Below are 23159 nucleotides of genomic sequence, written 5' to 3' on the forward strand. Positions count from 1 at the left end.
GGGCGAAAATGTTAATACAACGTGGTGGATTAAAAGTTGTGGCTGGCTTGGGTATTTCGGGTGTGTCAGCAGTTAACTTTCTACATGAACAGGGCTACCAAGTTGCAGTAACAGATTCACGCGCAACCCCACCTGGACATGATCAGATTCCAACAGGTGTTCGTACCAGTTTTGGTCAACTCGATACCGAGCTTTTATTACAAGCAGAAGAAATTATTCTCAGTCCAGGGCTTGCACCTCAACTTCCAGAAATTCAACAGGCCATTGAAAAAGGTATTCCAGTTGTTGGTGATATTCAATTATTACGCCGTGCGACTGAGGTGCCAATTATTGCGATTACAGGATCAAATGCAAAAAGTACCGTGACCACATTAATCGGCTTGATGGCACAAGAGGCTGGCAAAAATGTGGCTGTCGGTGGCAATTTAGGTCGCCCTGCATTGGATTTATTAAAAGATAAACCTGATCTGATTATTTTAGAGTTATCGAGCTTTCAACTTGAAACCACATCACATTTAAATGCAGAAGTTGCTGTGGTGTTGAATATGAGTGAAGATCACCTAGATCGTCATGGCGATATGTTGGGTTATCACAAAGCCAAACATCGTATTTTTCAGGGTGTGAAAAAAGTCGTTTATAACCGTGATGACAATCTAAGCCGTCCATTGGTTCCAGATGTTACGCCAATGCAAAGTTTTGGTCTGAATGCACCTGATTTAAATCAATATGGTGTATTACGTGATGCCGATGGCAGCATGTGGTTAGCGCGTGGAAGAGAGCGTTTGTTGAGAACCTCTGAGATGTATATTCAAGGGATGCACAACGTTGCCAATGCATTGGCATGTTTGGCATTGGGTGAGGCGATTGGTTTACCTACGGATTCGATGTTTGAAACGCTTAAGCATTTTAAGGGCTTGGAACATCGTTGTGAGTATGTCGAAACGATTGATGGTGTACGCTATTACAATGATTCTAAAGGAACCAATGTTGGTGCGACGCTAGCTGCAATTGATGGTCTTGGTGCTGCAATTGAAGTGAACAAAGGGAAGTTAGCCTTGATCTTAGGTGGGCAAGGTAAGGGGCAGGATTTCAAGCCTCTCCGTGATGCAATTCAAAAATATGTGAAATCAGTGATTCTCATTGGTGAAGATGCTGCGGTGATTGAACAGGCGATTCAAGGTACAACAGTTATTCAGCATGCAAATAGCTTAAAAGAAGCGGTCGAACTGGCTCAAAAAGCCACACAAGCGGAAGATGTCGTTTTACTTTCGCCGGCTTGTGCAAGCTTTGATATGTTTAAAAGCTACAATGATCGTGGGCATCAATTCGTGGCATGTGTAAATGCCTTGAACGAAAAGAAGAACTAGGAACAAGACTATGGCTGATTTAGCCCAAAATACGGTGCAAAAGATTTCGCAGTTGCTGAATCGTTTACCCAAGCTTCCAGCAGAAATGACAGCGCGGAATATCCTGATTTTTTGTGTGATTTCTTTACTGTGTTTCGGTTCGGTTATGGTGGCATCTGCTTCGATGCCATATGCAGAATATATCCATGAAAGCCCATTTTATTTCTTGATTCGTCATGGTATCTCAATTGTCGTGGCTGCGCTGGTGGCGTTTCTGACTTATCGGGTGTCATTAAATCTGTGGTTTAAAAATGCCTTTCCTTTATGGCTCATTACCATCGTATTGCTGTTGGCGGTGCTGGTGGTGGGTTCTGAAGTGAATGGTGCCCATCGCTGGATTAAGGTCGGTGGCTTTACCTTGCAGCCAACCGAGATTGCCAAAATTGTGATGGCGATTTTCACCGCAGACTATGTGGTGCGTCGAGCCAAAGAGGTCCGTACCCACTGGAAAGGCTTATTGCGTTTAAGCGGGGTGATGGCTTTAACGGTTGGTTTTATTGTTGCTGAGCCTGACTTGGGCGCAACTGTTGTTATCGTGTTAATGATGGTGGGTGTATTCTTCTTGGCGGGTGCACCTGCAACGCAGTTCTTGATTATGCTGGGTGCAATCTTTGCGGGTGTCAGTGCATTAATTATTTTCGAACCATTCCGCTTCCAACGCTTGATTTCGTTTACTAACCCTTGGGCAGATCCTTTGGGTGTGGGGTATCAGCTCTCCAATGCTTTGATGGCCTTTGGTCGTGGTGAGTGGTTTGGTACGGGCTTAGGGCACAGTGTACAGAAGCTCTCATATCTACCTGAAGCGCATACCGACTTTATGTTGGCGGTGTTAGGTGAGGAGTTTGGTTTCTTTGGTGTGTCGATTGTGATGATGCTGTCGTTTACCATGCTGGCGTGTTGTATCCGTATTGGTCACCGTGCCTTGCAACATAACTACTTACGTGCAGGTTATTTGGCCTACGGGATTAGTATCATCTTCCTGATGCAGATTTTGGTCAATGCAGGCATGAATATGGGCTTGATGCCAACCAAAGGTTTGACTCTGCCTTTCATTAGTTATGGCGGTACATCACTCATGATGTGTGCGGCGATGATTAGCTTGATTCTAAAAATTGATGCGTCAACGCAAGAGTTGAATCCTGTAAAAGAAGAATCAAATTTCTGATAGACGTCTCTCCCTCTTTCTTTATCCAAATATGATGTGAGATAAAGGAAGAGGGGAATCTGTATTTATTGTATTTTTTGATATGGCGGTAATGCGGTACCAGCCTCTTCAACCAAATTCATTAATATTTTATATTCTGCATAGCTATCATTTAAGTAATTAAGTTCAGCGTCTTTTTTTTCATGACGAAGAATTTCAGCATGATATTGATAACGTTTTTCTAAATAATCCTTATCTAACCCAAGCGCAATAATCATGAGTTCCTGTGACCAATGCATTTGCACTAGAATATGATCAATCGCATCTCCATATGCCCATGTTTGTAGACTTTTGAGATTGCCGTTTGCGAAATGCTGATGCAAAAAATTTACAAGTCGATCAAACTCTGGGAAAAAAATTTGGATGCCATAGTTACTTTCCCATCTTGAGTTTAAATTAAAATTTAATGCATAAAATTGTTCAGCTCCAGATACTCTTTTTGTTGTATCTCTAATATCTGGTATGTCGACTCTAACTTTAAGTTTCTTGGTAAATTTACTTTTCATCTCTTCTGTTAAGAAATGATTTGTCAAATCCAAAGTCAGATCAATGTCTGGAGATTGGGTTAAACTCCACAAGATAACTTTGAGTTGATAAAAAATACTTTTTCTATCGCTAATAAGTATGAAATGTCTCATTCCACTATTCATATTAGTTTCAGCGTCAGGGCGATTCCATTGGGGGTCAATAAAATCATAATTTCGATAAAACCGATGTAACTCTAGCTTTTTTAAAACGGGGTGATGTAAACACCATAGCTTAAACAATTCTTCAGCTTTTTTTATATTTCGTGGCGCCTGAATATTGTCCAGATCAAAGACCTGTTGTTCAGTGCTTAAGGGTTTAAGAAAAGATTTAAGAATTGCTGAGACCGCATTGGTTGGGACTTGGAGAACGCTTACTCCCCATGCCGCAAAGCGTGGTTCATAAAAACCGACTCCTGAAGCCCGAACAGCTTCATAAAATACTCTGTATAACGCATCACCTTGCGCCAAAATATCGAAATGTTCTAATTCTAATATCGCACACGGTGCCGTTGTTAGACCGTGCTGTAAACCTATAACCCAGTCCTCTATTTCATTAGAAAAGAACTCGCTATATTTTGGATCGGTTACTTTTATAACAATATAATTAATCCATGCCTGTAGTGTCTTGCCTTGACTCTCAGTATCTCGGTGCTGTTGATATAAATCATAAGCTGCACGCTCAGAATCATTCAGCGAAGGAATCTCGGCTGTAAAAATTTCAGGTTCCCATAAATAAATTGCACCTAAAGACATATGTTTCCCCTTTAATTTGTTGTCTCAAATTTTTAATGTGATGAAAGCTTTTTATTTTGGTGATTGATTTTATTTTAGTTAATTGTTTTTATAAATAGATTCCAGTTAAATGCTCACCTTTTGGAATCAGCTTGACATCCCATTGCTGCACGGCTTGTTGTAGCATAATCCGCGGTTGATTCAGTTCCACCGCAGGTTGGCCTAAAGCCAAGATCGCTTGCTGTAATAGTTTGGGGGCTTGAGTGATATCCAATGCTTGTGCCAGATTCTGTTTAGACAGTTTTTGCCCTTGATCGTTCATGGCAAGTGGTAAATGCATATAGCTTAAACTTGGATAACCCAGTAAAGAACCTAACCAGATTTGTCGAGCGGTGTTATCGAGTAAGTCCGCACCGCGTACAACATGCGTGATGCCTTGCAGATAATCATCGACCACTACTGCCAATTGATAGCTGATAATGCCATCACGACGCTTTAATACAAAATCACCCAGATCATGCTGTAAGTTAGAACACTGCTGGCCTTGTAATCGATCTTGAAAGCAAATCAGTTGGTCGGAAACTTTTAAGCGAACGGCCTGATCAGCAAAATCAAGATTGAGATTGCGGCAGGTTCCGGCATAGATATGATTGGAACCCAGCATTTTACGGGTACATTGGCAGGCATAAATCGCATTGAATTGCTTGAGTTGCTCAAGCACCTGCTCATAGATCTCGAAACGATCTTTTTGAAAAATAATTTCTGCATCGGGTTCAAATTGAAAGGCATCAATGCAAGAGAGAATGTGTGCTTCGCTATTGGGATAAATGCGAGGGATGTCGGTATCTTCAATCCGAACCAGCCATTGGCCGTGATTGGCTTTGGCGTCGCAATAACTGGCAACTGCGGTGAGCAGGGAGCCAAAATGCAATGGGCCGGTTGGCGATGGCGCAAACCGACCCACATATGAGCGAAGATTAAGCAAAGCATCGCTTTGCTTAACTTCATGGCTCAACACGGTTTTCAAAATTAACCGTTATTTTGCTTTTCTTTGATTTCAGCCAAAGTTTTGCAATCGATACATAAAGTCGCAGTTGGGCGAGCTTCTAAACGACGTAAGCCAATCTCGATACCACAAGTTTCACAGAAACCGTAGTCTTCGTTTTGAATGGCTTCAATCGATTGTTCGATTTTACGGATGAGTTTGCGTTCACGGTCACGTGTACGTAATTCAATCGCAAATTCTTCTTCTTGCGTCGCGCGGTCATTGACGTCAGGAAGTGCACTAGATTCGTCTTGCATCGTATTTAAAGTACGATCAACTTCAGACATTAACTCTGCTTTCCATGCATTTAAAATTTGGCGGAAATGCTCAAGTTGTCCTTCAGACATATATTCTTCATTTTTCTTTGGCTGATAAGGCGCAATTCCAAATAAGCTCGCAGTTGTACCGCTTTCTGAAGCTTTTGGTTTGGTTTTGCGTGTACGTTTTACAGCCAATTTTTGATCGTCGATCACTTCTGTCTGTTCGTCCAAGACTTGATTTTGGTTGTCATTCGCCATATAGGGCATTCCTCATCTTACACGTACTATCTATACGCAAAAAATATGGTGATATGCAAGTGTTTTTATAGAAACCTGAGATGGTTTTTCCCATCAAGGGTCGACATCATATAGAGTTTTTGAGCAAGATGGTAGTCATTCCCGTCCAGATTTTGTCTGAAATTGACAATGTAATTTGTAATCAAAAGTTTAATCATATCCTAAAACTTCAGAACTACTCATTCGTTGCGATGTCGGTAAACGATAGACCTGAGTTTCCAGTTCACCGTTCGCTTTAAGGCAGATATAGCGGTAACCAGGATGCTCTTCATCGAGTGCAAATTTATCGCTTCTTGGTTTGAATTGGATACAGGTTGAAGGGGTAGATAAAAATTCAACACCTTGCCATGTATTGATCGAATCTTGATGTACATGACCACAGACTATTGCTTTGACATTGGAGAATGGTTGGATTGTTTCCAACAGGTCTGAGGAGTTTTTGAGCTTGTGTTGGTCAATCCATGCCGATTGCATCGCAAAAGGATGATGATGACAAGCAATCAGCACATGACGATCATGTTGTTGTGCAAGTAATTGGGTGAGTTGCTGCAATTGTGCGTCAGCAATTTTTCCATCAATACGTTTTGGTTGTGCGCTATTTAATAAAATAATGCACCATTGACCTAGTTCAATCACCGTTGGCTGAGTTGGATCTGTTTCATGAAATGGAAAATGCGCCACATCGTCATGGTTGCCTGGCGTATGGAAAAAGGGAATTCCCACGCTTTGCATATGTTGTACATAGCGTTTATATGTCAATGGTGTTGGCGATTGTGCCAAATCACCGGTGTGTACAATGAGGTCAATATGAGGATGTTGCTGGCGCATCAAGTCGATTACAGCATGAAAACTTTGTTCGGGCTGCATCCCGACAAATTCTAAATGTGGATACTCTAATAAATGTGTATCAGTAATCTGTATCATCACAAAATCTTGTTGCGATAATGATGAGACTTGGAAAGTCACCGTCGTTAGCCCCTTCAGATTTTTATCTTTGTTGTAGTTGTATATGTTGAGACAGCCACTGCAATGCCATGATTACAGGTGCGTTTCTCAACCGCCCGTTATTTAATAATGCTTCTAATGCGGAATAATCAAATAGATGAAGTTGAATATTTTCCCCTTCATCTGGCATCCCAAAAATGCCCCCGTCCTTTGGCAAATCAACTTCTGCTACATATAAATGAAAAAATTCAGAACATGCGCCAGCAGAAGGGTAGAAGCTAAATAAATGTTTTAATGTGGTGATCTCACTGCCAGATTCCTCTAGGCTTTCACGGCGGATACAGCTTTCAGGCGATTCATTTCCATCAAGTACCCCCGCGATGACTTCGAGTTGCCATGGCGACACTGGATCACTCAATGCACCGACACGAAATTGTTCAATCAGTGCAAAGCGTTGTTGTTGGTCATTATATAGTAAAACGCCAGCGGCTTCTGGACGATGAACCAATTCACGTTGAATTAAAGGTGAAAAATCTTCTCGGTGAAATAACCGATGTTTTAAACTCACTTTCTCAACTTGAATGAATCCTCGAAATAAAGGCTCTCGAGATTCTATCGTAACGTCGGTTGCTGAATAGCTGGCGTGGTCAAGAATATTCATCTTCAATCAGGATGAGATTGTACATATCTCATCCTAACCGAGAATGATTCGCAGGAAAATCTTTTTTTAGTTGATTTACACCTTGTGGTACAATTTTTGACCATGTTCCTGATAAGCGGTTTTCATCGCATTGAGACCTGCTTCAACTTCTGTTTCGGCATCATTTGACTGCTTGGCATTGTGTTGATTTTGCGCGTAATCTCGCACATTCTGGGTGATTTTCATCGAACAGAATTTTGGTCCACACATCGAACAGAAGTGTGCAGATTTATGCGCTTCTTTGGGAAGCGTTTCATCATGCATGCTGCGTGCTGTGTCTGGATCTAAGCTTAAATTAAATTGGTCATCCCAACGGAATTCAAAGCGTGCTTTAGATAAGGCATTATCTCGGACTTGTGCACCTGGATGGCCTTTGGCCAAGTCAGCTGCATGTGCTGCAATCTTGTAGGTGATAATACCGTCTTTGACGTCTTTCTTGTTCGGTAAACCTAAGTGTTCTTTTGGCGTGACATAGCACAGCATCGCCGTACCGTACCAACCAATCATTGCAGCACCAATCGCAGAGGTGATATGGTCATAACCTGGTGCGATATCTGTGGTGAGTGGGCCAAGGGTGTAGAAAGGCGCCTCTTTACAGACTTCGAGTTGAAGATCCATATTTTCTTTAATCATATGCATTGGCACGTGACCAGGACCTTCAATCATGACTTGTACATCATGTTCCCAAGCGCGATGCGTTAATTCACCCAATGTTTTAAGCTCACTAAACTGCGCTTCGTCATTGGCATCTTGCACACAACCTGGACGTAAACCATCTCCCAAACTGAATGACACGTCATAGGCCTTCATGATTTCGCAGATTTCATCAAAATGCGTGTACAAGAAGTTTTCTTCATGATGGGCCAAGCACCATTGCGCCATAATCGAACCGCCACGAGACACTATGCCCGTGAGACGATTTGCGGTCATGGGTACATAACGCAGTAATACACCTGCGTGAATGGTGAAGTAGTCAACGCCTTGTTCGGCTTGTTCAATCAAGGTGTCTTTAAAGATTTCCCATGTTAGGTCTTCAGCTACACCATCGACTTTTTCGAGTGCTTGATAGATCGGTACAGTTCCGATTGGAACAGGTGAGTTGCGGATAATCCACTCGCGGGTTTCATGAATATTTTTACCTGTCGATAAATCCATGATGGTGTCGGCACCCCAGCGGGTTGCCCACGTCATCTTCGCGACTTCTTCATCAATAGATGAACCAAGTGCAGAGTTCCCAATATTGGCATTAATCTTCACCAAAAAGTTACGACCAATGATCATCGGTTCGCATTCTGGGTGATTAATATTGGCCGGAATAATGGCACGACCCGCAGCAATTTCCTGACGGACAAACTCAGGTGTAATCTCTCTTAAGTTTTGTGCACCAAAGTTTTGCCCTGGATGCTGACGCATATCTACATTTTCACGTTGGCGCTGGTTCTCACGAATGGCGATATATTCCATTTCAGGAGTAATAACACCTTGCTTGGCATAGTGCATTTGCGTGACATTTTTTCCTGTTTGCGCGCGACGTGGGTTTTGAATGTGGGCAAAACGGATTTCAGCTGTACGAATATCTTTTAAACGTGCTTGACCAAACTCAGAGCTAAGACCAGAAAGTACATCGGTATCTTGGCGTTCTTCAATCCATGTTTGACGCACTAAAGGTAAGCCTTTGTTCAGGTCGATTTGTACATTTGGATCGGTATATACGCCTGAAGTGTCATAGACCATGACGGGTGGATTGTGTTCACCACCTAAGCCAGTCGGCGTTTCGGTTAAGCTAATTTCACGGAAGGGAACTTGGATATCAGGGCGAGAACCTTCAACATAGACTTTTCGAGATGCAGGTAATATTCGGGTTAAATCTTTTGCAGCTTGCTCATGTTGAGCAGAAATATCAGCAGGGGAAAGATTCGTTAATTGGTTCATGGCATGATCCTTATGTATGGCATTAACGAATCAAGCACGACCAAAAACCATGGCGGATTCACCTCGTGAATGAGATAAATGCAGGCGAAGTTTTTGTTGGGCTTGATTCCTACGCAGGTGTTAACCTGATCAGGTTCAACGGTACTTATCTTTAAATTGCGTAATTAAGATAATCTCAGCAGTTTGTTAACTGCGCTCCGTCAAGCTAGGCATTTAGACTAACAGATTTTTTTATTTTTGTTGTATCAATTCACACCAATCAACAGGGGACGAATCCGTGCTATTGTCATAAAAGTTTCATCATTTCTATGTTTTAATCACCAATCATTTTTTCCATGTGTCTAGTGGAGGCATACTGTGAGCCCAAGCAATCCTGTGTTAAGTCATCATATTTCTTCACAATTTAATGAAGACTTGCAAGATGTGCACACCAAGTTTATGACCATGGGTGGATTAGTGGAGCAACAAGTTGCTAACTCAATTCATGCTTTATTAGACACAGATGCGAACTTAGCCATTGATGTGCAGTTTAAAGACAATGCAGTGAACCAATTCGAACGTGATATTGATGAAGGTTTAACCTTAATTCTCGCACGTCGTCACCCTGCAGCAATTGATTTGCGTATGGTGATCGCAATGAGTAAAGCCAATACCGATTTAGAGCGTATTGGTGATGAAGCTGCAAAAATTGCACGCATTGCGCAAAACCTGTGTGAAGAAGGTGAGTCTCCTCGTGGTTATATGGAAACACGTCATATTGGAAACCAAGTACGTGTCATGATTCATGATGCATTAGATGCTTTTGCACGTTTAGATGTGGAGCAAGCCTTGAAAGTGGTGATGGCGGATGTGGATATTGATCGTGAATATCAGTCGGCAACACGTACTTTAATGACCTATATGATTGAAGATCCGCGTCATATCTCACGTGTGATTAACGTGATGTGGGTATTGCGTTCATTAGAGCGCATCGGTGATCATGCACGTAATATTTCAGAACAAGTTATTTATATGGCGAAAGGTACCGATGTACGTCATACCAGTATTGAAGAAATTGAACAGAAAGTGCATCAAAAATAATGGTAAAAGTAAAATAATCACTGACCGCTCTAACTAGAGCGGTTTTTTAATTTTGAGAGAGGCGTAATAAAAAAATCCCAGACTTCGGGGGAAAGTCTGGGAGAGAAATATCATGCGTTACGTGAGATATCAACGTATCTCTTTGTCCTTCTGAATATAACTATAAACACGCTACCCGAAAGAGTCATGTAGACAAGTGTGTATACTCTGTAAGGCTTTATTACTTATGTAAATATCATGTAAAAAGAGAACTGAAATACAGCTCTCTTTTTACAGCAGGGTGAGACAAAACGACTTATTTTTGTTCAGTCCAACCTTCCGCTTTTTCTACGCTTTCATCGTTATTAAAGAACTTCTCACGTTGTTCTTCGAGGAACTTCTTCGCATCAGGTTCAAATACATTCAAACGTTTTTCATTAATCAGGGTGGTTTGATGTTTTAACCATTCTTGCCATGCCTGTTTTGAAACTGTTTCAAAGAACTCTTGGCCTTTGGCGCCTGGAAATGGCGCAAAGTCTAAGCCTTCAAGCTCTTGTTTGTATTTGCGGCAAAGTACTTGTCTAGTCATCATAAATCCTTAAGCGTATAACTGTTCTAGGCGAGTGTGCGCACGGGCAATCGCAGCTTCAACTTGTTTTGGAGAGGTTCCACCAATGTGATCACGCGCATTGACAGAAGCTTCTAGCGTCAATGCTTTGTCAAATACATCTGCTGTGATCAAATCAGAGAACTGTTGCAGTTGTTCAAGTGTCAATTCAGATAAATCTTTTTCTTCAGCTACACCTAAAGCGACCGCTTTACCAACAATTTCATGTGCATCGCGGAAAGCCACGCCTTTTTTGACGAGGTAGTCTGCAAGATCGGTTGCAGTAGAGAAACCACGTAAAGCTGCTTCACGCATAATCTCGATATTTGGCACTAAGGCTGGAACCATATCGGCAAATGCCATCAATGAACCACGAACGGTATCAATTGCATCAAACAATGGTTCTTTGTCTTCTTGGTTGTCTTTGTTATAAGCCAATGGTTGGCCTTTCATTAAAGTTAATAGGCTAATTAAGTCACCAAAAACACGACCTGACTTACCACGAACCAGCTCAGGCACATCTGGGTTTTTCTTCTGTGGCATGATGGATGAGCCTGTGCAGAAGCGATCAGGAATATTCACGAACTTGAATTGTGCCGAAGTCCATAAAATAAGCTCTTCTGACATACGTGATAAATGCATCATGATCAAAGATGCAGCTGCATTAAACTCAATGGCAAAGTCACGATCAGAAACTGCATCTAATGAGTTTTCTGAAACTGCTTCAAAGCCAAGAAGTTCTGCGGTGTAAGCACGATCAATCGGATAGGTTGTTCCAGCTAAGGCGGCTGAACCAAGTGGCATGCGATTCACACGTTTACGGCAGTCTTGTAGACGCTCAGTATCACGGACTAACATCTCAAACCATGCTAACAGGTGATGACCAAAGGTCACGGGTTGAGCCGTTTGTAGATGAGTGAAACCTGGCATAATGGTGTTGGTGTTTTGACTAGCCAAACCCAGTAAGCCTTTTTGTAAGCGTAATAATAGACCTAAGATGTCGTCAATTTCATCACGCAAATATAAACGGATATCGGTTGCAACTTGGTCATTACGGCTACGGCCAGTATGTAATTTTTTTCCTGTAATGCCAATACGTTGAGTCAAACGAGACTCAATGTTCATGTGTACATCTTCTAAATCAATGCGCCATTCAAAGTTACCAGCTTCAATTTCAGCTTGAATAGTGCTTAAACCTTGAATAATGTCATCGCGTTCAGCTTCAGTGAGGACACCTACTTTGGCAAGCATGGTGGCATGCGCAATTGAACCTGCAATATCTTGTTTATAAAAACGTTGGTCAAATTGCACAGATGCGGTAAATTCTGCAACAAAAGCATCTGTTGCTTCAGAGAAGCGACCGCCCCACATTCCAGAGGTTTGATTCGGGCTGGCTGAAGAAGAGGATTGAGAAGATGTGGTCATGGCGGCTCAGCAAAATAAAAAAGAGTATAGCAAATCCAAACGCAGTTGCCGAAACTCGACGTAAGAAGTTATCGCAAACTCGTCAGGGGAATCCATCAGGCTCCTATTTTTTTACGAAAATTGGGCAATGGCAATACTTATTAGAATTAATTGTTGCAAGTAATGTCTTGGCGATGGTGTTGGCTTTGGCTGAAGCTCGCTCATGGCAAGCCTTAGAGGGCTTCCGTGTACTGCAATATATGGTTTTTATTAATTGGGTGATTTTGTCTTTCGCAACACTAGTTGATTATTTTAAGGATTTTTTTGCTAAGTTTAGTCAGAAAGTCGCCTTGATAATGGGCTTTGTACTGTTGCAACTGATTGTACTGTTGACTACCTGTGCGATCAATATTATTCAATATTGGGCTGCACGTTCAGGTTCATTTTCAGAGGAGATCTTATTTCATGGGAGCAGTTTACATTTAAGCTATGGGGTTTTGTTAGGCGCTTTCTGTTTGCGTTACTTGTATATGCGTGAGCAATGGATGAATCAGCAATATAGTGAATTGAATGCGCGAATTCAGGCGATGCAGGCACGGATACACCCTCATTTCTTATTTAATAGTATGAATAGTGTGGTGAGCTTAATTGCGATTGACCCTGAAAAAGCTGAAAATATGTTGATTAATTTGTCGCGCTTATTCCGAGCGAGTTTTCAAGAACTGAAGTTGGTGAGCTTGGCTGAGGAAATTGACTTATGTCAGCAATATTTAAGTATAGAAAAGATGCGTTTAGGTGCCCGTTTGAATGTAGAATGGAACATACAGGCGACACCCATTGAATTAAAACGAGTGACGATTCCGTTATTAACGTTGCAACCTTTGCTTGAGAATAGTATTTTTCATGGGGTGGAGAAAGTTTTGCAACCTTCGACCGTTAGCGTATTGGTTGAAATATTGCAAAATCAAGTCAGTATAGTCATTACTAACCCTTATTCTCACGATACAATAAAATCGAGAAAGGGAAATGGTATTGCGATAGACAATGTGAAGCAGCGCCTGAAAGCTTATTATGGGCAAACGGTTAAGTTTCAGATTTATGGGGGAACGTCGTTATATACGACGGTGGTGAGCTACCACTATCGAGTAAAATAATAAGTCAAGTTAACCATAAAAAATATGGATGAAGTTAACGGTGACAAGGAGGAGAGGATGAGAGTTCTGATTGCTGATGATGAGCCTCTCGCAGTAGAGCGTTTGTCACGTTTAGTGACCCAGATGGGGCACGAAGTCATTGCGACGGCGCATCATGGTCAGGATGTGTTAAATCATATTGAAAACGACTCACCTGATGTCGTTTTATTAGATATTCAAATGCCAGGAATGAATGGTTTGGAATGTGCTGAACAACTCAATCAGCTCAATCCTAGACCTGCGATTATTTTCTGTACGGCATATGATCAACATGCATTGGAAGCATTTAAATTTCAAGCACAAGGATATTTACTTAAACCTGTTGCACAACAAGATTTACAACAGGTGTTTAATCATTTAACTCACCTTACACAAGCACAAATGACTGGTTTAAAACAACAAGACGATATGTACGATACCAAAACACAACGCCATCAAATTGCTGCGAAAACCTATCGCGGGGTAGAACTGATTCCATTGGAAAATGTTTATTATTTTTTAGCAGATCAGAAATATGTCACTGTTCGCCATAAAAATGGCAGTGTGCTAATTGATGAAACACTGAAAGACTTGGAATTAGAATTTGCAGACCGTTTTATCCGTATTCATCGTAATGCCTTAGTCTCGCTCGACTATCTCGAAGGGTTGGAATTGGTGGCTGCTGGGCAATATCAGGTGCGTTTGCGTGAGTTGGAGGAGCGATTGTCTGTCAGCCGTCGCCACTTGCCGAGTTTAAGAGAGTGTATGCATCAATTATAAAACCCCGCTTTTCAGCTGAATGATTGATCACTTTATGAATTTTTACTTGCAATTTCAGGTGATCAAGTTAAGTTTGGAACAATTGCTTTGATCAATACTTAACTTGAATTTATGAAAACCTTAAAAATTGCGACTCGACAAAGCCCTCTTGCACTTTGGCAGGCGGAACATATTCGTTCTCGTTTAAATGCGCTTTATCCGGATTTAACGGTTGAATTGGTTAAGTTTGTCACCCAAGGCGACAAGATTTTAGATACACCGTTAGCTAAAATTGGTGGTAAAGGTTTATTCGTAAAAGAGCTAGAAGCAGCATTGCTGGATGGTCGTGCGGATTTAGCTGTACATTCAATGAAAGATGTACCGATGCATTTACCAGAAGGTTTAAGCTTGGCCGTGATCTGTGAACGTGAAGATCCTTTAGATGCGTTTGTCTCAAACCAATATTCACATTTTGATGAGTTGCCACAAGGTGCGAAAGTAGGTACATCGAGCCTACGCCGTAAGTGTCAAATTTTACAGCTCCGTCCTGATTTAGAAATTATCGATTTACGTGGAAACGTAGGGACGCGTTTATCCAAGCTGGATGATGGTTTGTATGATGCGATCATCTTGGCCAGTGCTGGTTTAAAACGGTTAGGCCTCGCGGATAGAATTCGCCATTGCTTAACCCCTGTTGTAAGTTTACCCGCGGTGGGGCAAGGTGCGCTTGGTTTAGAGTGTCGTACGGATGATGTGGAATTATTAAAGTTGATCCAACCCTTACAGCATGAAGAAACCTCGATTTGTGTACGTGCAGAACGTGCCTTTAATGCCTATCTGGAAGGGGGTTGCCAAGTGCCGATTGCAGGTTATGCGATTTTGGCCAATGATCAATTACACATTGAAGGGCGTGTTGGCAGTGTAGATGGCAAGACTTTGTTGAAAGAGCAATTGGTTGGTGCAACAGTTGATGCTGAGCAACTCGGTGAGCAGCTTGCTCAGCGCTTGTTAGCGCAAGGTGCGGGTGAATTGCTCAAAGCGTTGTATTAATGCTGTTTATTAATACACGTCCTGATGACCGTGCTTCTGTTTTAACTCAAGCTCTGAGAGAAGTTGGTTATCAGGTTGAAGCGCTGCCTTTACTTGAGTTGGTTGCAGAACCTTTTTCTGAAGCTTTGCAACAACTTTACTTCGCCTTGGCTGAGACTCAAGTGATTGTGGTGGTTAGTCCGACTGCTGTTGATATTGGGATGCGTTATTTACAGCAAGCGGGATTACAACTTGATCAGCTTAAACATATTCAATGGGTCGCAGTGGGGCAAACTACAGCAAAGGCTTTAGCCCAATTTAAAATAGCAAGTGTTGTTCCTGAGGTGGAAACTTCAGAGGGAATGCTGGAGCTTCCTATCCTAAAACAGCAGATGCATTTAAAGAAAATTGCATTCTGGCGTGGTTTGGGAGGGCGGCAGTTTATGATGCAGCAATTGCAGCAACAAGGTGTTGAGATTCTGAATTTTGTGCTTTATCGCCGGCAATGCCCAGAACAAAGTTTTTCTAAATTTCCTGAAATTGTAAAAAAAATAAGTTTAAATCAGCCTGTTGCGGTGTTGATTAGTAGTGAAGCGAGTTGGAACTATTGGCAGCAGCTATGTGGACAGCATGCATGTGCGACAGAGTGGGTTTATTTGGTTTTAGGCTCACGTCTGGTTCAGATTATGAGACAGGTGCGGGACCAGACTGCTCAAGGATTTAACATTATTCAGCTTGAAAATTTATCTGCATCAGAGATCATTCAACGCATGAGTGATTGGCAAGGACATGTATGAGAAAAATTGGTTATCTAATATTAGGATTGAGTTTATTGTGGTTAGCTAAACTCAGTTACGATGTTGCACAATATTCTCAAACTGTACCGCAGTTACAACAGCAATTAGATCAAACTGAGCAGCGTTATGCTTTATTGAATGATCAATTTGTTGCAGTACAACGCCAGTTGCAAAATACCAGCTCGGTAGAGCCCACAGATAGTGTCTCCATCCCGACTACGGTGACGGGGATTGCACCAGTTATTTTGATTAAGCAGCAAATGCAATTGGTTCAATTTGCATTGGATCAACAACAGTTTATCTATGCGCTGGATCAACTTAATCAAGTGCAACAGCATATTGTGCAATATGCAGTATCTCCTGCGTTACAACATAGCTTGGTTAAGTCGATTGAGCAGGATAAACAAGCCATTCAACAATATGTTTTGAGTCAGACACAACAGCAGCAGCAACTGGATAATTTGTTGCAGCAATTAGATCAAAAGATTCAACAAGAAATCCGAAACCCGAAAGTGTCTATGACAAAAAATGAAACGGCATCGTGGTGGCAGTGGTTCAAATTAGAAAAAGTACAGCGCAACTCACCTAACTTGATGAATCGTAATATTACCTTGAAAGAAGCACAATTACGTTTGTTACTCGCTTCTCAAGCCTTAAAACAAGGGCAACGAACAGAATATCGAAAATCTATTCTGGAAGTGATGCAATTACTTGCTGAATTACCAGATCAAAATAGTCAACAAATGAAATTACGCTTAGAGAAAATTTCAAATCTACCTGTAGTACCAACACCGAAATTAACCGCACTGGGTTTGTTGGGATAAGGCATTATGAAACGTTTACTGTTGATTTATGTGCTTGCAAGTTTGGTGCTATTCGCACTGTTTTCTGTATTGAGTTATGGCTATGGAAATGGCTATGTCTATATCTATTGGCGAGATTGGCAATTTCAAACGGGTGTTTTAGGGCTCATTGGACTATTTATTCTGATCAGTTTATTGGCACAATTAACTTGGTTATTCGGTAAACGATATTTTGCCCGCGAGCAGCGGAAAAAAGAAACGATCCTTCATTTTAAAGATTTGCATCCTTATGAACAGCTTGGCATTGTCTGGCTGTTGGAAGCGGCGAAAGATCAGCAAGTATTTATTGAGCGTGTTTATACTCAGTCAGGATTGCTTAATCATATTATTGATGCGCAATTTGATTATAAGAATGGCGATTATGAAACTGCCTTGCAGAGTTTGGAAAAATCTGCACCGATGGCATTTGAGCTAGCTGAATTACAACGCATAGATATTTATCTTGAGCGGCAGGAAACACAGAAAGCGCTGACCCATCTAGAGTTTCTTGCCCAGCATCAGCTTTCTCCGTGGTTGACTGAGATTGAAACAGCTTATCAGCAACGTATTACTGCATTATGGGGGAAGCTTGCCTTACAAGAGCCGTGGTTATTCTTGCAAACAACCCAATACGGTTTATTAGATGCAGAACATCGTGACTTATGGCTACAGCAGTTACTTATACGATTTGATCAGGCTTCTGTGGACGATCTTGCTGCATTACAGCAACGTTATCTGGTTTTACAGGATGAGATTCAAACTCGTCCATACAGTAGTAAAGTACTCTGGTTGAAATTATTGGCACGTATGCCAGAAATGAGTTTGCAGCATGAAGATCTGGCTTTGCATTTATTGCAAGATCAGTTTGATCCAGAAGTATTTTATCTGTGGTTCCAACAACAATTATTGAAGCAGATCCCAGATTATGCCTATGTCGAGCAGCGCATTATGCAACTTGAACAGCGTTATACCAGTGTGCCGATGCTTAGCTTTGCAAAATGGCATATTTATGTGGCAACACAACGGCAGGCAGAAGCAGAGCAATTATTAACTTTATATCCAGATAATATTTTAATGAGCTATTTAAGGATTAAATCAACTTTGGGTGATAATCCTGATTTAATCAGGCAGTTAAATTTAATATTTGAAAATGATGTGAATTTTCTTAATTTTAAGATATGAGTGAAAATATGAAGGAACTGTCTGTCTATCCGGTTGTGCTTAAGCAAACGGTTGCTTGGGGAGATATGGATGCTTTTGGTCATGTAAATAATGTGCAGTATTATCGTTATATCGAGAGTGCACGCATTGCTTATTTAATGGCGTTGAATATCTTTGATCAGGATATATTGACAGTCGTTGCATCAAGCCAGTGTAAATATTTAAGTCCGGTATTCTACCCTGATGTGCTGCATATTGGTGCAAGGATTGAAGAGTTAAGAAATAGCGCTTTTCGTATGCATTATGTGTTATGGAGTGAAACACAGAATCAAGTGGTCGCGACTGGTGAGGCGGTTATGGTCTGTGTTGATAAGCTAACTTCAAAAAAATTAAATATCCCTGATACGATTAGGCAAAAGATAATTCAACTCGAGCAAAGCGTGGATCACTCTTTAATATCTCATTAAATTATTATAAAGACGATTATGTCTATTTTTGTTTGATTATATAGTAAATTCATATAATAAGGTTCAAATACGCTGCTTTGGAAAGATTGGTGTATTTGAACCTTGATAAGCCCAATAAAATTAGAATTTTTTAGATAAAATTAAGAGTAAATTAATATAAATCGTATTGCTACTAGTCTGCTATTCACTTTTATAAAATATGTTTTTATATAACACGGCTGCTTTTTTTTGGGTTTATTGTAAATAAAATGCGATTTAGTGCTTGATATATGATTAAGTGGGGTAATCTTATATTGATTATTTAATCATTTATAAATTAATATTGAATCGAATTTGAAATTCATTTTATTTTTGAGTGATATATTTCCCCTATTAAGTCGGAGTGGTTCTAATGAAACCAGATATTAGCGAGTTATCTGTAGAAGATTTAAAACGTTTACAAGCTGAAGCTGAAGCTTTAATTGCGAGTAAAAAAGATCAAGCAATTGAAGATGCATATAATCAAATTATTGCAATTGCAGATGCGATTGGCTTCAGTGTTGAAGAATTATTGGAAGTGGGCGAGCAAAAGCGTAAGAAAACAACGCGTAAAGCAGTAGAGCCACGCTACCGTAATAAAAGCAATGCTGAAGAAACTTGGACTGGTCGTGGTAAACAGCCACGCTGGTTAGTTGCTGAGTTAGAGAAAGGTGCAAAACTTGAAGATTTCTTAATCTAAACAAGTTTAAAAGTCATCGTTCTGTCATACGATGACTTTATCCTTTATTAAAAGCCAGGCTTAAAAAGCTTGGTTTTTTTATATGAGAGAATTGGCGATGTTGAAAAAGTATGCATAATGTCATTCAGGGGGCGATTGTCTCAAAAAGGATGATATTTGCATGTTGGTAAGGGTGGAATGAAGAAAAAAACCAAGCAATGGAGATGGTGGCTTTTCGCCATTTTTGCATTTTTAATTTTTATTATTTTACAAATTCCAGCAACATGGTTAATTGCGAAATTTTCAAAAGATAATCAATTATTACATAATGTTAGTGGTAATATCTGGCAGGGGCAAGCAGATTGGCAGCGCGGTCAATTGCGTGGATCAGTGCATTGGAAAACCCGTCCCCTCGATTTGCTGTTACTACGCGTTGGCGCAGATCTCGATATTCATAGTGGTAATACCCAGTTCAATGGAATTTTTGCCTATGGTTTAGGTCAAAAAATGATGATCAAAGACCTGCAGGGTAAAATTTCACCTGAAACATTAAAATATTTTGCCAACTGGCAATGGCCTGAAAATTCAATTCAATTGAAAGACGTACAATTGAATTATCAAAAAGAAAAAGGCTTTAGTGCGACAGAAGGTCAATTGAATTGGGGTGGTGGCGCGTTGAGCTATACTTTTGGCCAGCGTCAGGACCGTATGAATATGCCATCTTTAGTGGCTGATCTGAAAGATGAAAATGGGCAGTTAAAAATTGATGTCCGCGATCAACGTCAGCAGAAAATGGCAAATTTAAGCCTAGACACAAATTTGATGTTGGATGTGCAGCTAACACAAAGAATGCTGTTGAATATTCCATCTTACCAAGGTAAGGCTGGGCTAGATACTTATGTGATCAGTTCGCGTCAGCCGCTGCTGCAAGGTGGTTTCTAATGAAAGCAATCACTCAAAAAATGCAACAACTGCGTTGGCAAAAGCTGGACAAGCTCAGTGGTCTGATTTTAGTACTACTCATCTTATGGTTATGTTGGAAACTGGCTTCTTTATTTTGGTGGGTAGTTGCGCCGCCACAACCGATGCAATTTGATCGGGTTGATCTAGGTTCACAACAAGCCCAAGTCCCTAATATTAGCTCCTTTGCGCTATTTAATGAGCCGGCAGCGACCTCGGCAGATGATAATGTTAATTTGGAATTGCAAGGTGTATTGTTAGGCCAGCCAAATTACTTGTCTTCTGCTGTGATTAAGTTGAATGATACTGCTGAACGTTATCGTGTTGGCGAAACGGTGGGATCAACGTCATATCAACTGGCAGAAGTGTATTGGGATCATGTGATCTTGAAACAAGGCAACGGTGCTACCCGAGAAGTTAAATTTAAGGGATTGGACAAAGGTTTATATCAACCCATTGCACCCGTACTTAATAGTGCCAATAATGTTCAGCCTCCAACTGTTGCACCGACACAGAACACACCACAATCCGCTTTAGGTCAGGCAATTCAACAAATGCAGGACAATCGCGATCAATATCTGAAAAATATGGGGGTGAGCGGTGGTGGCACAGATGGTTATGAAATATCGGATAAGACGCCATCGAATTTAAAAAATACCTTGGGTTTGCGTTCTGGTGATCGTATTCTATCGATCAATGGTCAAAGCGTCGGGCAGGGACTCAACGAAGTACAATTATTAGAGCAAGTACGTCGTGAAGGGCATGCCAAAATAGAAATAAAACGTGGTGATCAAGTGATGACCATACAACAAAGTTTTTAGTGATCACACGTCACACATCAGTTAGGAATAAGTGCAGGTTATGGCTTTTTTAAATCATCAACGTCCACTTTGGGCATTACTTGCCGCAGCACCTTTGGTCGCGACAATCAGTACCAATGTGCAAGCACAAACATGGAAGATTAATCTACGTGATGCAGACTTAACCGCATTTATTAATGAAGTTGCAGATATTACAGGGAAGAACTTTGCTGTTGATCCTCGTGTGCGCGGTAATGTGACGGTTATTTCCAACAAGCCTCTCAATAAAGATGAAGTGTATGACCTATTTTTAGGTGTACTCAACGTTAATGGCGTGGTCGCGCTTCCTTCTGGGAATACGGTTAAGCTTGTACCAGATAGCAATGCGAAAAACTCTGGGATTCCTTATGATGCACGTAGTCGCGCAGGGGGGGATCAGATTGTAACGCGTGTGATTTGGTTGCAAAATACCAATCCGAATGATTTGATTCCTGCATTACGCCCGTTAATGCCACAATTCGCACATTTGGCGGCAGTTGCTGGCACCAATGCTTTAATTGTCTCTGATCGTGCAACCAATATTTATCAGCTCGAAAATATTGTGCGTAATTTGGATGGTACAGGGCAAAATGATATTGAGGCGATTAGCTTACAATCAAGCCAAGCTGAAGAAATCATTGGCTTGTTGGAGACCATGAGTGCAACAGGTGCATCGAAGGACTTTATTGGTTCACGTGTACGTATTATTGCGGATAATCGCACCAATCGGATTTTGATTAAGGGTGATCCAGATTCACGTAAACGCTTACGTCAGATGATTGAAATGTTGGATGTACCGTCAGCAGATCGTTTGGGGGGGCTTAAGGTCTTTCGTTTGAAATATGCCAGCGCAAAGAACTTAGCTGAGATTTTACAAGGTTTGGTGACAGGACAATCGGCGTCATCTTCATCATCAAATAGCAATAATAATAGATCAAATTCGATTAATAACTTAATTTCGAACAATCAGAATTCAAGCTCATCAACAGGTTCTTCTGTTTCGACACCTTCAATTAATTTAAATAGCAATTCGAATAATAGTCAGAACTCAGGTATCACCAGTTTTAATCAGGGCGGTGTCAGTATTATTGCCGATCCAACACAAAACGCGTTGGTGGTGAAAGCTGACCCTCAGTTGATGCGTGAAATTGATGCAGCGATTCAGCAATTGGATACACGTCGTCAGCAGGTGTTAATTGAGGCTGCGATTATTGAAGTGGTTGGAACTGATGCAGACCAATTGGGTGTGCAATGGGCGATGGGTGATTTAAATAGCGGTGTCGGGCTAATCAACTTTTCCAATGTTGGATCAAGCTTGTCCAAAATTGCGGCTGGTTATTTAACGGGTGGTGCAGCTGGTGCTGGTGCTGCTCTGGGGACTGGTGCTGCAATTGGTTTAGGCAAGTATAAAGAAGGCAGCAATGGTTCTCGTCAACTCTATGGTGCACTGATTCAAGCATTAAAAGAAAATACCCAATCGAATCTTCTTTCTACGCCATCCATCGTAACGATGGATAATGAAGAAGCTTATATTGTTGTGGGGCAAAACGTTCCTTTTGTCACGGGCTCTGTGGCAACGACAGGCAATAGTACTGTGAACCCATATACAACGGTTGAGCGTAAAGATGTTGGTGTAACCCTGAAAGTCGTTCCGCATATTGGCGAGGGTGGTTCAGTCCGTTTGGAAGTTGAACAGGAAGTTTCCAATGTGGAAGGGAAAGGTCAGGCCGCGGATTTAATTACCAACAAGCGGGCAATTAAGACCTCCGTATTGGCAGATCATGGGCAGACAGTGGTATTGGGTGGCTTGGTCGTTGATAATGCAACGATGGGACGCCAAGGTTTACCGATCCTCAGTGATATTCCTTATGTCGGGCGTTTATTTCGCGCGGATTCAAAGAGTAAAGAAAAACGTAACCTGCTGGTCTTTATTCATCCAACCATTGTTGGAGATTCGGATGACGTGAGACGTTTATCTCAACAGCGCTATAATCAATTGTATAGTTTGCAATTAGCAATGGATAAGAATGGTAATTTTGCTAAGTTGCCAGAAAATGTTACGGATATTTATAACCCGCAACCCGCAATAGTGAATTCACCTTATCAAAAAGTTCCAACCGCGACCCAAGCTAAAAAAACAGTGGTAGTGACAACACCAGTTGCGATTGAAGAGCCTCCAGTACAGCAGAAAACGGTGCAACTTCCGGTCAAGGAAACAGAGCGTAGTAAAAACACAGTGACCACTACGACAATCCGTCCAGCGTCTTCACAGTAGATGCACAGAAGCGCTTATGTCACAATGTTATGATTGCAAGAAA

General features: G+C 41.2%; 22 protein-coding genes and 1 riboswitch. Of the genes, 14 read left to right on the plus strand and 8 right to left on the minus strand.

The annotated features are described in order from the left end of the window. Positions 1-8 precede the first annotated feature (8 nt). Both murD and ftsW read left to right on the plus strand, forming a co-directional pair. Positions 9-1367: a UDP-N-acetylmuramoyl-L-alanine--D-glutamate ligase gene (gene murD / locus F885_RS13555; RefSeq protein ID WP_005314814.1), complete on the plus strand. Its 1359-nt coding sequence runs from the start codon at positions 9-11 to the stop codon at positions 1365-1367. Positions 1368-1377: 10 nt separating this feature from the next. After that, entirely contained in the window at positions 1378-2571 is a 1194-nt protein-coding gene (gene ftsW, locus F885_RS13550) for a putative lipid II flippase FtsW (RefSeq protein ID WP_005314817.1), read from the plus strand. 65 nt (positions 2572-2636) lie between these two features. Here the strand turns inward: ftsW and F885_RS13545 are convergent, their stop codons facing one another. From F885_RS13545 to thiC, 6 genes are all read right to left on the minus strand, one after another. Further along, on the minus strand, positions 2637-3890 hold the full coding sequence (locus tag F885_RS13545) for a hypothetical protein (protein ID WP_005314820.1): 1254 nt from the start codon (positions 3888-3890) through the stop codon (positions 2637-2639). A gap of 88 nt (positions 3891-3978) precedes the next feature. Further along, positions 3979-4887, minus strand: a complete 909-nt coding sequence (gene gluQRS / locus F885_RS13540; protein WP_005314823.1) for a tRNA glutamyl-Q(34) synthetase GluQRS — start codon at positions 4885-4887, stop codon at positions 3979-3981. Between the two features lie 11 nt (positions 4888-4898). Beyond that, positions 4899-5432, minus strand: a complete 534-nt coding sequence (gene dksA, locus F885_RS13535) for an RNA polymerase-binding protein DksA (protein WP_004802178.1) — start codon at positions 5430-5432, stop codon at positions 4899-4901. Positions 5433-5621: 189 nt separating this feature from the next. After that, complete coding sequence (gene cpdA, locus F885_RS13530) at positions 5622-6437, minus strand: 3',5'-cyclic-AMP phosphodiesterase (protein WP_004802181.1); 816 nt, start codon at positions 6435-6437, stop codon at positions 5622-5624. 22 nt (positions 6438-6459) lie between these two features. Further along, positions 6460-7077: an NUDIX domain-containing protein gene (locus F885_RS13525; RefSeq protein WP_005314826.1), complete on the minus strand. Its 618-nt coding sequence runs from the start codon at positions 7075-7077 to the stop codon at positions 6460-6462. 75 nt (positions 7078-7152) lie between these two features. Then, a complete protein-coding gene (thiC, locus tag F885_RS13520; RefSeq protein WP_005314830.1) occupies positions 7153-9048 on the minus strand; it encodes a phosphomethylpyrimidine synthase ThiC in 1896 nt (631 codons plus the stop codon). A gap of 89 nt (positions 9049-9137) precedes the next feature. Beyond that, a riboswitch (TPP riboswitch) is annotated at positions 9138-9258 on the minus strand. Positions 9259-9405: 147 nt separating this feature from the next. Between thiC and phoU the strand changes: the two genes are divergently transcribed. Beyond that, positions 9406-10128, plus strand: coding sequence for a phosphate signaling complex protein PhoU (gene phoU, locus F885_RS13515; protein WP_004802187.1), 723 nt, complete (start codon positions 9406-9408; stop codon positions 10126-10128). Positions 10129-10423: 295 nt separating this feature from the next. Here the strand turns inward: phoU and F885_RS13510 are convergent, their stop codons facing one another. Further along, entirely contained in the window at positions 10424-10696 is a 273-nt protein-coding gene (locus F885_RS13510; RefSeq protein WP_005154766.1) for an oxidative damage protection protein, read from the minus strand. Positions 10697-10705: 9 nt separating this feature from the next. After that, a complete protein-coding gene (gene argH / locus F885_RS13505) occupies positions 10706-12139 on the minus strand; it encodes an argininosuccinate lyase (RefSeq protein ID WP_032859170.1) in 1434 nt (477 codons plus the stop codon). On the opposite strand from argH, the gene F885_RS13500 reads away from it, so the two are divergent. The 11 genes from F885_RS13500 to gspD all read left to right on the plus strand — a co-directional run bounded on the left by F885_RS13500 (position 12130) and on the right by gspD (position 23116). After that, positions 12130-13272 (plus strand): sensor histidine kinase, encoded by a 1143-nt coding sequence (locus tag F885_RS13500; protein ID WP_005314837.1) that lies wholly within the window; start codon positions 12130-12132, stop codon positions 13270-13272. The genes argH and F885_RS13500 overlap by 10 nt on opposite strands. A 57-nt stretch (positions 13273-13329) precedes the next feature. Further along, on the plus strand, positions 13330-14070 hold the full coding sequence (locus F885_RS13495; protein ID WP_004802194.1) for a LytR/AlgR family response regulator transcription factor: 741 nt from the start codon (positions 13330-13332) through the stop codon (positions 14068-14070). 111 nt (positions 14071-14181) lie between these two features. After that, positions 14182-15099 (plus strand): hydroxymethylbilane synthase, encoded by a 918-nt coding sequence (hemC, locus tag F885_RS13490; RefSeq protein WP_005314840.1) that lies wholly within the window; start codon positions 14182-14184, stop codon positions 15097-15099. Continuing rightward, positions 15099-15875 (plus strand): uroporphyrinogen-III synthase, encoded by a 777-nt coding sequence (locus F885_RS13485; RefSeq protein WP_005314843.1) that lies wholly within the window; start codon positions 15099-15101, stop codon positions 15873-15875. The genes hemC and F885_RS13485 overlap by 1 nt, the downstream gene beginning before the upstream one ends. Then, the gene (locus F885_RS13480) at positions 15872-16699 is read left to right on the plus strand and encodes a hypothetical protein (protein ID WP_005314846.1); all 828 of its coding nucleotides are present in this window, start codon (positions 15872-15874) and stop codon (positions 16697-16699) included. The genes F885_RS13485 and F885_RS13480 overlap by 4 nt, the downstream gene beginning before the upstream one ends. A gap of 6 nt (positions 16700-16705) precedes the next feature. Then, a complete protein-coding gene (locus tag F885_RS13475) occupies positions 16706-17899 on the plus strand; it encodes a hypothetical protein (protein WP_005314848.1) in 1194 nt (397 codons plus the stop codon). Between the two features lie 8 nt (positions 17900-17907). Beyond that, positions 17908-18345 carry an acyl-CoA thioesterase gene (locus F885_RS13470; RefSeq protein WP_005314851.1) on the plus strand — a complete coding sequence of 146 codons (438 nt, stop codon included), beginning with the start codon at positions 17908-17910 and terminating at the stop codon, positions 18343-18345. Between the two features lie 391 nt (positions 18346-18736). Beyond that, positions 18737-19063 (plus strand): H-NS histone family protein, encoded by a 327-nt coding sequence (locus F885_RS13465; RefSeq protein ID WP_004802206.1) that lies wholly within the window; start codon positions 18737-18739, stop codon positions 19061-19063. 177 nt (positions 19064-19240) lie between these two features. Next, positions 19241-19984: a type II secretion system protein N gene (gene gspN / locus F885_RS13460; RefSeq protein ID WP_005200559.1), complete on the plus strand. Its 744-nt coding sequence runs from the start codon at positions 19241-19243 to the stop codon at positions 19982-19984. Next, a complete protein-coding gene (locus tag F885_RS13455) occupies positions 19984-20823 on the plus strand; it encodes a type II secretion system protein N (protein ID WP_005314853.1) in 840 nt (279 codons plus the stop codon). The genes gspN and F885_RS13455 overlap by 1 nt, the downstream gene beginning before the upstream one ends. 40 nt (positions 20824-20863) lie before the next feature. Continuing rightward, on the plus strand, positions 20864-23116 hold the full coding sequence (gene gspD, locus F885_RS13450; protein ID WP_004802213.1) for a type II secretion system secretin GspD: 2253 nt from the start codon (positions 20864-20866) through the stop codon (positions 23114-23116). Positions 23117-23159 lie beyond the last annotated feature (43 nt).

Origin of the sequence: Acinetobacter higginsii (genome assembly GCF_000369845.1) — a bacterium.
Taxonomy (GTDB): Bacteria; Pseudomonadota; Gammaproteobacteria; order Pseudomonadales; family Moraxellaceae; genus Acinetobacter; species Acinetobacter higginsii.

Bases quoted from the DNA above. Each gene is read 5' to 3' on its own strand.
- murD (WP_005314814.1), top strand. From the start codon at position 9: ATGTTAATACAACGTGGTGGATTAAAAGTTGTGGCTGGCTTGGGTATT.
- ftsW (WP_005314817.1), top strand. From the start codon at position 1,378: ATGGCTGATTTAGCCCAAAATACGGTGCAAAAGATTTCGCAGTTGCTG.
- F885_RS13545 (WP_005314820.1), bottom strand. From the start codon at position 3,890: ATGTCTTTAGGTGCAATTTATTTATGGGAACCTGAAATTTTTACAGCC.
- dksA (WP_004802178.1), bottom strand. From the start codon at position 5,432: ATGGCGAATGACAACCAAAATCAAGTCTTGGACGAACAGACAGAAGTG.
- F885_RS13525 (WP_005314826.1), bottom strand. From the start codon at position 7,077: ATGAATATTCTTGACCACGCCAGCTATTCAGCAACCGACGTTACGATA.
- thiC (WP_005314830.1), bottom strand. From the start codon at position 9,048: ATGAACCAATTAACGAATCTTTCCCCTGCTGATATTTCTGCTCAACAT.
- F885_RS13510 (WP_005154766.1), bottom strand. From the start codon at position 10,696: ATGACTAGACAAGTACTTTGCCGCAAATACAAACAAGAGCTTGAAGGC.
- F885_RS13500 (WP_005314837.1), top strand. From the start codon at position 12,130: ATGTGGTCATGGCGGCTCAGCAAAATAAAAAAGAGTATAGCAAATCCA.
- argH (WP_032859170.1), bottom strand. From the start codon at position 12,139: ATGACCACATCTTCTCAATCCTCTTCTTCAGCCAGCCCGAATCAAACC.
- F885_RS13495 (WP_004802194.1), top strand. From the start codon at position 13,330: ATGAGAGTTCTGATTGCTGATGATGAGCCTCTCGCAGTAGAGCGTTTG.
- hemC (WP_005314840.1), top strand. From the start codon at position 14,182: ATGAAAACCTTAAAAATTGCGACTCGACAAAGCCCTCTTGCACTTTGG.
- F885_RS13485 (WP_005314843.1), top strand. From the start codon at position 15,099: ATGCTGTTTATTAATACACGTCCTGATGACCGTGCTTCTGTTTTAACT.
- F885_RS13480 (WP_005314846.1), top strand. From the start codon at position 15,872: ATGAGAAAAATTGGTTATCTAATATTAGGATTGAGTTTATTGTGGTTA.
- F885_RS13475 (WP_005314848.1), top strand. From the start codon at position 16,706: ATGAAACGTTTACTGTTGATTTATGTGCTTGCAAGTTTGGTGCTATTC.
- F885_RS13470 (WP_005314851.1), top strand. From the start codon at position 17,908: ATGAAGGAACTGTCTGTCTATCCGGTTGTGCTTAAGCAAACGGTTGCT.
- F885_RS13465 (WP_004802206.1), top strand. From the start codon at position 18,737: ATGAAACCAGATATTAGCGAGTTATCTGTAGAAGATTTAAAACGTTTA.
- gspN (WP_005200559.1), top strand. From the start codon at position 19,241: ATGAAGAAAAAAACCAAGCAATGGAGATGGTGGCTTTTCGCCATTTTT.
- F885_RS13455 (WP_005314853.1), top strand. From the start codon at position 19,984: ATGAAAGCAATCACTCAAAAAATGCAACAACTGCGTTGGCAAAAGCTG.
- gspD (WP_004802213.1), top strand. From the start codon at position 20,864: ATGGCTTTTTTAAATCATCAACGTCCACTTTGGGCATTACTTGCCGCA.